Origin of the sequence: Dysgonomonas hofstadii, assembly GCF_014196915.1 — a bacterium.
GTDB lineage: Bacteria > Bacteroidota > Bacteroidia > Bacteroidales > Dysgonomonadaceae > Dysgonomonas > Dysgonomonas hofstadii.
On record NZ_JACIEP010000022.1, the window covers coordinates 30968 to 44509 of the forward strand.

11 protein-coding genes and 1 pseudogene are annotated in these 13542 nt (G+C 38.1%); 10 read left to right on the top strand and 2 right to left on the bottom strand.

The window, feature by feature from the left end:
* Positions 1–14 precede the first annotated feature (14 nt).
* From GGR21_RS19345 to GGR21_RS19390, 10 genes are all read left to right on the top strand, one after another.
* Positions 15–1325, top strand: coding sequence for a fimbrial protein (locus tag GGR21_RS19345; protein WP_183308902.1), 1311 nt, complete (start codon positions 15–17; stop codon positions 1323–1325).
* Positions 1326–1331: 6 nt separating this feature from the next.
* Positions 1332–2276, top strand: a complete 945-nt coding sequence (locus GGR21_RS19350) for a fimbrial protein (RefSeq protein ID WP_183308903.1) — start codon at positions 1332–1334, stop codon at positions 2274–2276.
* Between the two features lie 52 nt (positions 2277–2328).
* A complete protein-coding gene (locus GGR21_RS19355; RefSeq protein ID WP_183308904.1) occupies positions 2329–2874 on the top strand; it encodes a hypothetical protein in 546 nt (181 codons plus the stop codon).
* 17 nt (positions 2875–2891) lie between these two features.
* Positions 2892–7007, top strand: a complete 4116-nt coding sequence (locus GGR21_RS19360) for a T9SS type A sorting domain-containing protein (protein WP_246348129.1) — start codon at positions 2892–2894, stop codon at positions 7005–7007.
* Between the two features lie 520 nt (positions 7008–7527).
* Positions 7528–7971 carry a hypothetical protein gene (locus tag GGR21_RS19365; protein ID WP_026625771.1) on the top strand — a complete coding sequence of 148 codons (444 nt, stop codon included), beginning with the start codon at positions 7528–7530 and terminating at the stop codon, positions 7969–7971.
* A gap of 147 nt (positions 7972–8118) precedes the next feature.
* Complete coding sequence (locus tag GGR21_RS19370; RefSeq protein WP_006844215.1) at positions 8119–8307, top strand: hypothetical protein; 189 nt, start codon at positions 8119–8121, stop codon at positions 8305–8307.
* Positions 8308–8527: 220 nt separating this feature from the next.
* Positions 8528–9079: a dihydrofolate reductase family protein gene (locus tag GGR21_RS19375; RefSeq protein WP_006844214.1), complete on the top strand. Its 552-nt coding sequence runs from the start codon at positions 8528–8530 to the stop codon at positions 9077–9079.
* A 329-nt stretch (positions 9080–9408) separates the two neighbouring features.
* The gene (locus GGR21_RS19380; protein WP_183308905.1) at positions 9409–9654 is read left to right on the top strand and encodes a hypothetical protein; all 246 of its coding nucleotides are present in this window, start codon (positions 9409–9411) and stop codon (positions 9652–9654) included.
* Positions 9655–9692: 38 nt separating this feature from the next.
* Entirely contained in the window at positions 9693–10031 is a 339-nt protein-coding gene (locus tag GGR21_RS19385; RefSeq protein WP_006844213.1) for an RteC domain-containing protein, read from the top strand.
* A 120-nt stretch (positions 10032–10151) separates the two neighbouring features.
* Complete coding sequence (locus GGR21_RS19390) at positions 10152–10472, top strand: helix-turn-helix domain-containing protein (RefSeq protein ID WP_006844212.1); 321 nt, start codon at positions 10152–10154, stop codon at positions 10470–10472.
* 43 nt (positions 10473–10515) lie between these two features.
* Here the strand turns inward: GGR21_RS19390 and GGR21_RS19395 are convergent.
* Together GGR21_RS19395 and ltrA are read right to left on the bottom strand one after the other, a co-directional pair.
* Positions 10516–11673: pseudogene (locus GGR21_RS19395) on the bottom strand (DNA methylase); the annotation flags it as partial.
* Between the two features lie 110 nt (positions 11674–11783).
* Complete coding sequence (gene ltrA / locus GGR21_RS19400) at positions 11784–13439, bottom strand: group II intron reverse transcriptase/maturase (protein ID WP_183308906.1); 1656 nt, start codon at positions 13437–13439, stop codon at positions 11784–11786.
* Positions 13440–13542 lie beyond the last annotated feature (103 nt).

The window sequence follows — 13542 nt, forward strand, 5'->3', positions numbered from 1 at the left end:
TAATCCAAACGATTATGATATTAAAAATACGATATATACTCTTACTCTGTCTGCCGGTTCTGCTTGTGGCTTGTGACTCTTTTATCTATGAAAATCAGGATGAAACAGACAAGACAACCAAAGGACAGGAGGTATACTTATCTGTAACCAGGGTGCAGGCAGCCGATACGGAAACAATCAATGAAGATGCAGCAGATTATGAAGATCGCGTACACGATCTGGCCTTGCTGGTCTTCGATTCATCGACCGGAGAAAAGATCTCTGAATATTTCGATGAAGCAATACCCTTTACAGATAAGGAAAAAACCTTTACCTTAAAGTTGACCACAGGACAACGTGATTTTTATTTTGTGGCCAATATGCCGATGGCAGCATTGAAGATGATAGCCACAAAGTCATTGATGGACAGTTACATGTCTGCTTTCCGCGATATGGAAACAGACCTGTATCTTTCAGCCGCAGAAAGTAAGGGCTTTCCGATGTCCAGAACATATCTGAACCAAACAGTAAGTGAAGGCGGAAACATCTACCAGCCGAAGCCTTTCCGACCTGTTGTGAACGGGACAGAAGAAAACCGGGTGAAGTTAATCCGTGCTGTCGCCAAACTCGAAGTCGTAATAGAGGGGGCATCTATAGGTTCCGGTGTCAAGAACATTTATTATAAAAATGCATATCGTCAGTTCGGGCTCATACCTGATATGTATCCTGCAACTATAGGGTATTATGAAGATAAGCTGTTAAAAAAAGTGGGTAATTCATATCTGTACTATATGCCGGAAGCCATGATGATGAATACAAATCCTGTCTGGTCAGTATCAGATCATAAACCGGTCAACTACTTCAGGATTGAAACCCTTGACGGAAAATTCTACGACATACCTGTCATTACAGACGACCGCACCATCACCGACACGGATTATCTGGCCTTTGCCACCGGTCAAAATACGGATAAGCCCGACTATAACATCTACAGAAACAGGCATTACTACTATGTTATCAAAAAATTGCAAACGATAGAAATCATTTATACCATCGATCCATGGACAGTTAAAAAAAGTGCAACTTACATGGGTTACGGGTATAATGTGAACGTTGACAATGACGGGAATGTAATGATCAGTAATACGATAGAAGTTTGTGATCCGCATCATGTTACGCTGAAAGCTATAAACGGATGTACTTTCTCAGACGCTGCATTGACTAAAGAATTTATAAAGACAAGCCCTACTGACAAAGAGGATTATACACTGACAAATATTCCTCAATCCGGGAATTATCTGGAAGTATATTACAATGGGATTCTGGTGAAGACATTCAGTAAATAAAAGAATATGAAAATATATATATACATAATAGGCTTCTTAAGTCTGCTGTTCACCGGTTGTTCAGGTGATGACAACCCTGTGGCAGGCAGTACGGATAATGAAAAAATAATACTCTCTTTTCAAATAAACAGTTTCGTTAAAGGGAGTCTGAAAGCAGCTACTGACAATGGCTCTGCCACTGAACAGACAATTGATAACCTGTATGTGTTTTTATTTCCTACATCAGGGGCACAGACATTTAAATCTTATTACATACCATCGGCTAGTTTTTCCGGCGGTTCATGGAACAATACAGATAACAAAGTATTACTCAACCTTACACAGGCAGAAGCTGGTAGCAGAGATGTATATGTTGTAGCCAACTGTACCGGAATAAAAACATCACTTGATGGAGTCTCTACCGTAACAGGGTTACAATCGGTTTTACAGTCAAACAGCACGCCTTGGTCTACGACACTAACGACTCCTATCTTGATGTCGGGCAATAAGACACACAATTTTAATTCGAATTACCAGCTTAGCAGTATTCCCCTGATTCGGGCTATTGCAAAAGTACAGCTCAACATAAGTTTGACAGCAAAGCATCAGGGAAAACCACTGTCTGGGGAAGGCACTACACAATATAAATACAGGCTTATCGATTTCGATAAGAACACCTATGTACTGAAACAGATATTGAAAACCGATAATCTGGTCAGCTCACTCGCTTGGATAAACTGGAACGATGCTATAACATCCTATACCCTTGATGGCAATGGGAAAGTAACAAACCTAACCCTGATAACTTACCTCAACGAACGGGATAATGCAGGAACAAGCATAGATCTTAGTTTGCCTTATTTTGACGGGGGATTCCTGCCGCCACCCGAATTTGGGGACGAGACCTACAAATTGCAACTGCCAGCAAAAATAGAGCGCAATAACTGGTATGTGTACGATGTGGAGATTTAGACGGAAGTTATAGAATTAAATATTCACAATAAATGTGATAAACAAAACGAATATGAAATTTGATATAGACATGATACTTAAAAGTACATACAGTACATGCAAGTTAAGAATATTTTTAGTTCTTACTTGTTTTCTTTTTACAGACCTTCTCTCAAGTATTCATAATACAATAAATGCCGCAGAGCCACTTAAAAGCACTACAGATATTAAATTGAGATCATTGATTACAGGGCTAAAGCCAGATGTTTATCTTACAGATGGAAAGTGTGCGATGTATGGCAACTCCGCCCCTTTAGTGTTATATGTGGATGCAAATGACATATCCTCTCTTTATAGTAAAAGAAAGGAGTTCTCTTCAGTAGAGCTTATTCAGATACGTTTGCAATCCACTGATGATGAACGGATGGAAATAGACTGTTCCCGCTTAGAAGCTTTCACCTCATTAGAATATATCCTTTTTGTTTATGAATATCCTGTCTGCGACGATAATGAAAACGAGGAATGTCTGAACGTTAAAGTTTCGGAAGCAGTGATTAATAATACTGTAGAAACAGAAGAATATATACAAGTCTTCTACCAATTATGTATTCCTCAGTAAACGAAAAAATGAAGAATATGAAAAAACTATATCATCATAAAAATAGAGTGGGCTGGAAATGGATTCTATTATTTCTATTTATAGGGATAACTTCTTCCTTCCAGGATATAGGGGCACAGGTGAGAGTCCCATTCACTCAGCGAACATCAACTTACAGTCCTGATACAAAAGTATATAATATCAAGGGAGACTTTACAATGATAGGTAATACGAATCTCACGTTACGAAATTATAGTGATAATGGCAGTAATAATGCTAATATGGACTATGTAGATGTAGATGGTGACCCTAATACTTTAAACTCATCTTCAGCCACCCTTACTTTTTCTACAGAAGGTGGTGTGGCAGATCCGAATTGTTCTAATATTATATATGCAGGACTCTACTGGACGGGCAGGGCACATAATGGTACAAGCCCTAATGCGTTTACAATCGGAGGTTCAACTGAAGATCAATCTAATGCTGATAGTTTTAACGGCTATTTCTTGTCTATCACTGCCACCGATGAATCTCAGGGTTCAGGCACATCAGATGGTCGTATTGCGATCTATACTTTTACTCCTTCCGGGGGAGGAAATACAGTTGTTTTTCGCTTCCGTTCCTGGAACTCGGGAAACTCCTATCAAGGTTCAGTAACAGTTCAGATCGGTAACGGAACAGAAACTGCACTCTCTGGAGATTTGACAAGTACGTCTAGTAACAACTATTCCTTTACCTTTAATACTCCTTACGGCATAAGTTCCGGCAGCCAGACTATTTTTCTCAATTCATTGAGAAAAAGTAGAACAAATAACAATATTAATAACAATTACCTAGCAAGTGTAACATCCGGTGCAAAATTATTGAATAAGCGACAGGTAAAACTGAAAAAAGCCGGAGGAAGCTATCAGACCGTTACAGCGAACGCCAACGATATCTATTATCCAATGGCAGACGACGGATACATGTATTCAGCTTATGCAGAGGTAACTGATTATGTTAAGGCAAATGGATTAGGTGAATATTTTGTAGCTGATATTGCTTTACAGGAAGGTAACGGAGGTGGAACCGGATTTTATGGTGGTTGGGGATTGGTCGTAGTTTATGAAAACTCCAAGATGAAATGGCGCGATGTAACTCTTTTTGACGGTCATGCTTATGTCGCAGGAGGGAATTATACATATGAACTACCGGTTTCCGGTTTTAACACTGTTCAGCAGGGTCCTGTGGATGTAAAATTAGGATTAATGGCTGGCGAAGGAGATGTTGGTATTTCTGGAGACCAGTTTAAGATAAGAAATGCAGCCAATAGTAATTGGGTCAATCTCTCCCATGGAGACAATACAACAAATAACTTCTTTAATTCATCAATATATACAGGGGGAAATGCACGTAATCCTAATTTAAAAAACAACACGGGATTAGACATTTCTATGTTTACACTCAATAATGATGATAAATCTTTGATGAGTAATAATCAGACTTCCACTCGTTTTGAGTATAACTCTACACAAGATACATATATTATTTTCTGTATTGCTATGGCAGTGGATGCTTATATACCGGAAGTACAAAGTGAGAATAATGTGATATCTGTAAATGATATTCCATACGTCCCGGGAGAATCATCGACAACCGTATATCCTAACGATGAGATTGAATATACTGTATTTCTTAAGAACTTGGGAACAGAAGCAGTAAAGAATGGTAAGATTATTATACCTGTTCCATTCACAACCACTTATATGAGTTCTTACGCTGAATATTTTTGGCAAGGTAATCCTTCTATGTCGGGGACAGTAACCTATGATCCGGCTCTCGGAGGAACCGGCTCCATTATATGGAATATAGGTAATATTCCTTTGCCTGTAGATAAAGACGAAGTATTAGCTAAGTTAACCTATCGATTGAAAGTTACGAATGATTGCTTTATTCTCAACAACGCATCTTGTATAACGGTTTCTGTAGATGGGACTACTACTGGAACAGGAGTGACCTCTGGAGTATCATTTACAAATAATAAATTTATTACTGGATTTATAAAAGATGGATCCTGCGATGGACAGCCTATATATGAACCTGTAAACTTCAATATAGATGCAACTGATTACTTAGCTACAAGTTGTACGGTCCCGGAGGGAGAAGATCCTGATTATTATACTCGCAGAAAGTTTAAATATTGTGGGTTGTCTGCTGGGGGAACTATTCCCTTTACAGATGTTTCACCCAATTTTCCCAAAGGCTCAAAATTTTATAGTAAAGTCAATAAAGATGTCGCAACTGGTATTGTAACTCCCACTGACGATGCTATACAATATACTTCAGCGACAGGTTTCCCTGTAGGAACTTTTGGTGAATCTTCTATTTATTATGCTATTCCTCCAGGAATGTATATAACCTGTTACTGGGAGTTTATAATTATTGTGGACCAATATTGCAGTAATTATTGGCATGGAACAGAAAGTACCAATTGGGCAATAGCCAATAACTGGACAGCTAAGAAAGTGCCTGATACTGGAGAAGACATTGAATTTGCGACTGCTGTTAATAATAGTAATAATCCGGCTCAAAGAGATTTATATCTAGACAAAGACCGTATTATAGGTGATCTGATTAATAATTCGAATGTAGATTTAGTTATCACTACTCAAAATCAGCTAACTATCAATGGTACTGTAAAAGACGACAATTCCAATAAGGGTACTATCGTTATAAAATCAGATCCAGATAAGGCTACGGGAACGTTAATATTCACGAATCCTCCCAATAATACAACAGTAAATGCCATTGTCGAATTTTATAATAAAGCTTATGAATGCGCGACTTGCGGATTTTATAAAAAACAATGGCAATATTTTGGTATTCCGGTACAATCCACAGATTTTCCTTACTTGGATCCGAAAGTTGAAACTATAAACGAGTGGGTTGAGCCTTATATTTATAGCAATAAATGGCGTCCGGCTCCATATACTCCGGATCTAAGCTTAAAAGCTTTCAAAGGTTATGAAATTACAAATAATACCAACGCTGAGCCGACTCATATATATCGTTTTCCTGGTATACTCAATGTCGGTGATGCAACTGTGGGTGTTACCCGGACACTTAATGTAGACTATTCGGGGATGAATCTCATTGCTAATTCATTTACAGCAGCCATACCCATAACATCTGCGGCTATCAGTCATGAAAGTGTGGAACTAGAATCGAATACCGTTTATCTGTTTAATATCGGAACCCGAGACCAATGGCGCAAGCTTAACGGAGGAAGTGCAGACGGAATTGCGGCAGGACAATATCAGGCTGTTCCATTCAATCTTGCCGGACAAGCTGGAATACCGGACAGGATATTATCCATGCATACATTTATGTTGGATGTAACAACTCCTGGTAATATTACACTTAAATATGACCAACTGGTAAAAAATGACTTGAATGAATCTACAATAAAACCATGGAAATCGGCACAGCTCAGAAGTAGTTCATCATCAGAGTTACCACATGTTATAGTAGATGTGATTAGTAATGAATCGGCTGATAGAGTGTGGCTTTTCGAGAATCATAATACAACTACAGGATTTGATAACGGCTGGGACGGTTACAAGATAAAAGAAGGGGAACTTATTCAAGCATATATTCCGGGAAGTGACCAGTCTGACTATCAGATAGCCACAGTTCCAGATATGAATGGAACTGTAATCAGTATCAGATCCGAAGCTATGACAAATTATTCAATCAGTCTGTCGGTATCCCCTGAAGTTGAATCCCGTAATCTTTTCCTTAGAGATTTATTTACCGGACGAAATTATCCTGTTGTAAACGATGCGGAATATGTAATCGCAGGATTTAATACTTCAAAATCTGATCGATTCAAAATAATGGCATCTACTTCAGGTATTATTGAGGACAAGACAGAATCTTCCTTAATAAATATTTACGTAAGAAATAATATTATAACGATAAATAATCAAAGCGAGGAAGATTGTACAGCTATAGTTTACGATTTGATGGGTAAACTTGTTATGAAAAAACAAGTTCGAAAAAACGGAATTACTGAGTTTTCTGGTAGCCCATCAATTAGACAAGGGATTTACATAGTGAAAGTTCTTGGAGAGAACAATTCTATCAACAAAACAGACCGTGTTTTATTAAGATAGAAAATAAAAATGCTGCCGATTAGTATTGGCAGTAGTGTAGTTTTGTAAAGTTTGTGAACCGTGTGAGATGCGATATTTCGCGCGGTTTTTTTAAGAAAAAACAGTCAAATAAAATTAAAATATGCTACCGATTGAGATAGGTAGTTATGTAAAGTTTGTGTTAAGGATGATCCGCGTGAGATGTGATATTTCGCGCGGTTTATAAATTATACCGATAAAATGAACATAAGGTGTAATGAATAATTTCTAACCATATGTTTGTAATATATGATCTTAGAGTAAAGTGTTTAAGAGAATGGAATAAGAAGAAATAATGAAAAAATAACTTAAATGATTAAAAGGTTTTTCAAAAGATACGATTGGGTAAAAATTGCAGGCATATTGACAATAATAAGTATAGATATCCTCATTATTCTATTTATTTCTTCTTTGTTTTCTACCTGCACAGGAAATTGAATGTACATATAAGTAAAGGATATATAAAGGAGTATACAATATAAAAATTAAACATATCTAATACATGGAACGATACGCTAAGCGGATAATAAGAAACTTACAGAACCAGATAATTAAAGGGACTTATAACCCTCAGGAAGGTTTAGTTTACGGATTAAGTGATTCCCCTTTTGGGGATATTTATTGTATATATCGACTGGAGAAAGATATACTGACATGTTTTACACTTTTCGAACCTGAAGTATCCGACAAAGTAGAGAGAGAGGTTCTAGCCTATCTCGAAGGATTAAATAAAGAACCCGGAGGTGGATGTTTTTATATAGACAATATTTTATCCCGGATTACTTTTGCTGTGGATTATGAGATCTCCAGGGGAACTGATACTCCTTCATTTGACAGTTTCTGCACATTGGGCTTCTATCGCTTTAAGAAGGACAGACAGATATTATACTGGATGCTGACAGGAAAAATGGCCAAGAATCCGGATGTGAAATTGCGTAGATACTAATATATATAGCTGAGAGAAAAAATATAGATAATATCAGGAATTGATCATGGACTTTTTCTCAACGGATACGATCTTATCGATTCTATTTCTATCGGACGTTATCAGTCTGCAAATATTTAAGACTTATCTTTTTCTAAAAATAAAAACATGAAAATAAGCGAATTAATAACAGATTTACAGAAACAGCAGGATTTATGCGGAGACCATGAAATTAAAGTCCGGACCCATCACTCCGGGGTAAGATATAGTATTGATTATATAACGTATTGGACAAAAGAAAAGGAATATCATATTGGTATTGAAAGAAATGTGGAGCCGAGCCGCTCCTATAAATAAACGATAAAAAGAGATGTGCTAATGACCTTTTCTTAACAGGCTGACACTTGTCTCAGAGGATCTGGCTTGACCAGTCAAATGAAATTTGGGAAGTTAAATATTATATCTATATAGAGTCAAGAATTTCTCTTATTCCAATCAATACGACAAATAGGGAATTACATATTATCTAGAGAATATTATTGATGACACACATTATTAAAATAGAGAGACCTAAAATATGAGTAAGATAAAGATGTATGCAGTCATATCTCTTGATGGCTATATAGCTCAAGTAAACGGGGATATAGATTTCTCGGAAAAGTACATAAAGCAATATGATTATGGATTCAAAGATTTTCTTCGAACAATTGATTGTGTTCTTTTCAGTCATCGCCATTATACGATGATTCAATGTTATAATTATCGTTGGAAATACGAAAATCTTCCTTGCTATGTTATATCCAGGCATTTTTTTGAAGCCCCACCGAAAAGGGATATCCGTATTATCCTTGATAACAGGAAATCATCCAGATCCTATATGAACCAGGTACAGGAGATCATTTCCTATGGGGGCGGTGATATCTGGCTTGCAGGAGATCATGAATTAATTGCCGAATTTTCAGAACAGGAATTGATAGATGAATTTACCCTTATAATAATTCCGGTAACTCTGGGGCATGGTTTTCCCTTGTCCATGGGAAATGCGAAAGAAAACTATTGGGAGTTATCATCACAACAAGCTTACCCGAATGGTGTAATACGTCTTAAGTATCAGAGGAACATTAAATAATGTAGAATATGAGATAAATATCGAACTTCCTTGGGATATACAAAATACTCTAAAATTATTCATAGGCCAATATTTTATAAAGTATACAAGATAATAGCTGTTACATATGATTATTTATGCTATTATCTCTTTATAAAACTTTGGACATAATAAGTCTATATGATAGTGATTGAAAACGGTTAGCCTAAAAAATAAGCAGGTTTATAGCATGATATAGCACTTATAATTTTCAGAGAAAGAAAGCTATCGTCGAATAAGAAACAGAAAGCTGAGTAAATATGGTATTGCCACCTGTTTGCTTTTAATAATAATCTAAAAAAAAGAGTGATATGAAAAGATTAATAAACACACAGTTATTATGCCTGCTGAAGAAAATGGATGGAACATTCAATCTTGGCAAATATGATATTGAATCAGCGTATGAAGACTTCGTACATAAAGTCACGACTCTTTGTACCTCAGAGAAAGAAAGTATTCCTGCTTATTTTACAATACATTATACCCGCTTAGAATTGGAAGGATTCCAGATATCATTAAGCGATAAGGGGGCGGGAAAAAAAATGCTCCAATTCTAAGTTGCATAGCCCATAGTTTATCCTTCCTTAATGCTGCTTTGCAATGGATAGAGTATAATCCAAAACCTGTTTCTTCCGATACAAATAACACAACAGAGCCTTCTTCCTCCGGCTATTATATCTGGGGAGGGACAATCACAGATCTAATAGAACTGGCAATAGCGATTTATAATATTAAACTGATTCGTAAAGCATCCGGTAAACTAATCAGTTTTTCTGAAATCATACAAGGCCTGAAGCTTATTTTCAATGTCAAGATTCCAAAAAATATTTACAGCCGCAAAACTCGCACAATGGAACGTAAAAAAAATCCTTCCTCTATGTTAGAGCGACTGCTTGCCGTTTATAAGAATGAAGTAGACAAATTCTATAAGTAAAACACTAAGTTTAATAATCAATATGTTACAAACTAAATGGTGGTATCTGCGGTGGTAGATACCACTTTTATTGTTTTCGTTTCCGCTAAACTTGCAGAAGAAATTAAAACAAGCAAGTAGATGAACGACGATAACAACCTAAAAGATTTTATGCAGGCGTGGTTCGAACAATTTATGGGACGTTTCGACCGATTGGATAAATTTATGGATATAATGAGCGGACGACATAACGTACTGAACGGCGAACGGCTTTTAGACAATCAAGACCTGTGCCAAATGCTGAACGTAAGCAAACGGACATTACAGCGTTACCGTTCGGCTGGGGAACTGACCTATATAACCATCCATCACAAGATATTTTACACAGAGAAAAACGTAGAGAAATTTATTCGTGATCATTTTAGAGACAATATAGATGAGGATATGGTAGAAAAAGAATAAATATAAGATGACCGCAGAATTATTCTTCTACGGTCATCTTCATTTAGAGCTTCATGCCTTTTTTTTCTTCTTTTGGTAGCGGACTACTACCCACCGATGCAATCACGAACCTGTCTCCCATAGCTTCTTTCACTCCTTGCAAAGTATTTGGCAAAGGGGCATCTTGAATTACTGTTGATTTTGGGTTATTTTGAGATTGAACCTGATCTTTTTCAGAAACATTTTCTTGTCCCTCACTTTGCTCGATGGGCTTCAATGATAACTCTATCTTACGCTCCAAAGCTGTGAGCTCCGTTTTCAAGTCCTTTAGATCATTCTCTTTCGACCACACGCTTTCGACTACTTGCCTGAGAACGGGTACATCCTGCATCCGTTTATCGGTGTCTGCTTGGTACTTCTCCAAAAGTTTGGGCATACTGTCGAGTGCATTTAAGAAATTCAGTGAAGCAGTTTTGGGGTCGGCCGCCAAACTCCCGTAATTGTAGTTATAAAGTATCTGTCCCTCGCCACGTATAAAAAATCGGTTTTGTATCAGATCAAAACCATCTTTGTTCGTAGTTTCGGATTTTACCAACAAATCAAAACCATATAGCGAACCGATTTTCTCGTGTGCCCCATGTGTGCGTGCCCTATCCGAAATTTGGTTCAACTTCTTCCCAATGGCAATTGGGTCTGTGGCTTGAAACCCATCCAAATTTATAGGATTCAGCCGCGAGCCATCAGGAGCAACCTGCACTCGACTATTGAACGCTTCCACATCTTTAGAGATGCGATCAATATAACCCTTATTAGATTCTACGGTCTGCATGATGTTCTCTAATTTGTAGCGGCTCGAAGATTTGCCCCGAACGAAAGCCTGCTTTTCACTATCCAAAGCAGCGATCTTCTTTTCTATTCTAGCTTTCTCCAATAATTCGGTGTTTCCCGAAAGGATAGCTACATATTCAGAGAAATTCATGCCGCTTTTTTCATCCATACTGCCCTCGTCAATGGTACGAGTACCCAAATTGTTATTTTTAAGCTGTTTGATAAATAACTGCTTGTTGTGAAGTAATCCAAATTTATAGGCATCCAATGATTTTTCAACAGCATAAATCTTTACATCTACCTTATTATCAGCATATAGTTTGGCTATTTCGTTGCCCTTTCGTATTGCCCTTCCGTCGCGCTGCTCCAGATCGCTTGGCCGATCGGGTAGGTCAGCGACATTACTGCCGCTTTCCCCCCTAAGAACCGTACGTGAGCGTTTCCACTCATACGGCTCAAGCAATTCTAAGTTTCTATTTGTATATTGAAACCGGCTCATAACTTCTAATTTTGTTGTTTTCTAAATTGTTTGTAACATTTATCGTGCACCAAAGACCTCTGTATCTTGCCATTTACAACCTTTTCAGTTACATTCCACGGCGAAACACGGTCAATCGGCATACCGCATAGAGGGCATTTCCTGTCTTGCTTTTTCCATAGGTAAAGCAAGGAATTCCTCCCTTTCAGCGTAACAAGCATTTTTTGGGTTTCCCTTTGGTCGAAGTATTTATCATACTCAGGGTCAAAAGGATTAGCATCCCCTTTAATTTGTGTATATTGGATAAAATGGATATTCGACAGATTTTTCAATGTCAGACTATCCTGCTTTCCATTTGGCTTCTTAAAGTATGATGTGAAGTGCCATCCGTTTCCTTTTGCAACATGCCAATATTTGTCGGCTATCCAGCGTTTACCCTTTTTTGAGTGCCTGCGTTTAGCCCATTGCCATAATGCGTTGAACATTTGATGGTCAGCCCAGTGGAACGCATCTCTGGTAGCCCCGTGTCGGTAATAGTTGCCCCAACCTGTTATCATCGGATTCAATAGCCGTATCAGTGACTCCTGCTTGCACGCCTTGTTACTCTTGATGGTCGTTCTGACTTTTGCGAGAAAACGTTTTTGTGCAGGCTTGGATGGTTTTGTCAATATTTGATTCTTGAACTTCCTGATATTGAATCCGAGAAAATCGAAGCCATCGTTGATATTGGTTATCATCGTTTTCTCCTCCGACAGGGTTAATCCTCTTTCAGCGAGAAATTCAGCAACCAATGGTTTGATTTCCGTTTCCAATACCTCTCTGTTTTCTGACGTGATAATAAAGTCATCAGCATAACGAATCAGATTCACCATTGGTGAATAACGTTCGCCTTTGATTGTTTTTCGTTTATACCTGTCAGAGAGAATCTTCTGTAGTCCATCCAGAGCCATATTCGCCAAAGTTGGCGATATGATACCGCCTTGCGGTGTCCCTTCTTCTGTCGGAAATAACTGTTTATTAAAGACAAAGCCACATCCCAGCCACTTACGAAGCATCACTTTATCCATAGGGATATTGTTCAGCAGCCATTCATGACTGATATGGTCGAAGCATCCTTTAATATCTCCCTCCAGAATCCATTCGGGAGAATATCCTTTGCGTAGTACATTATGGCATTGCCCGACAGCATCCATCGTACAGCGTTCCTTCCGGAATCCGTACGAACGGGTATCAGCCGTAGTTTCTGCCACAGGCTCTAACGCCATCAGGTAAAGGGCTTGCATGGCTCGGTCTCTCATTGTCGGTATTCCCAACGGTCGAAGTTTACCATTGCTTTTCTTAATATGAATCCGTCTTAGAGGTTGTGGCTGGTAGCCACGTCTTTTGAGCGTTCCAATTGCCTGAAACTTTGTTTGAGAGTCTTCCCATGTTACAAGGTCAACCCCTGCGGTTTTACTGCCGCTATTCGAAGTTACTCTTCTTACCGCCAACGCTTTGGCGTAGAACGAGTGAGTAAGCGTCCATTGCAAAGCTTTCACCCTGCCATATCTACCCTCTTTTTGAGCCTTTACAATTCGTGCTTGAAGCTTCTTTATAGCCAGCTCACATCTGGGCCAGTCAAGACTGTCCCAAGATGATTGCTGATTATCAGCAGGTGCACACGATGTTTTAATGTCGTTCATTTGCTTTTCCTCTTTCAAAAGTTCTAAAAGTTAATTGTAAAGAATTACCTAACGCAGAAGTTTGCCCACTTTCGTGTCGGATAATGTCGTCCCACTCAATCCA

Excerpts from the sequence above, each read along its gene's own strand:
- GGR21_RS19345 (WP_183308902.1), top strand. The coding sequence starts at position 15 with ATGATATTAAAAATACGATATATACTCTTACTCTGTCTGCCGGTTCTG.
- GGR21_RS19350 (WP_183308903.1), top strand. The coding sequence starts at position 1,332 with ATGAAAATATATATATACATAATAGGCTTCTTAAGTCTGCTGTTCACC.
- GGR21_RS19355 (WP_183308904.1), top strand. The coding sequence starts at position 2,329 with ATGAAATTTGATATAGACATGATACTTAAAAGTACATACAGTACATGC.
- GGR21_RS19360 (WP_246348129.1), top strand. The coding sequence starts at position 2,892 with ATGAAAAAACTATATCATCATAAAAATAGAGTGGGCTGGAAATGGATT.
- GGR21_RS19365 (WP_026625771.1), top strand. The coding sequence starts at position 7,528 with ATGGAACGATACGCTAAGCGGATAATAAGAAACTTACAGAACCAGATA.
- GGR21_RS19370 (WP_006844215.1), top strand. The coding sequence starts at position 8,119 with ATGAAAATAAGCGAATTAATAACAGATTTACAGAAACAGCAGGATTTA.
- GGR21_RS19375 (WP_006844214.1), top strand. The coding sequence starts at position 8,528 with ATGAGTAAGATAAAGATGTATGCAGTCATATCTCTTGATGGCTATATA.
- GGR21_RS19380 (WP_183308905.1), top strand. The coding sequence starts at position 9,409 with ATGAAAAGATTAATAAACACACAGTTATTATGCCTGCTGAAGAAAATG.
- GGR21_RS19390 (WP_006844212.1), top strand. The coding sequence starts at position 10,152 with ATGAACGACGATAACAACCTAAAAGATTTTATGCAGGCGTGGTTCGAA.
- ltrA (WP_183308906.1), bottom strand. The coding sequence starts at position 13,439 with ATGAACGACATTAAAACATCGTGTGCACCTGCTGATAATCAGCAATCA.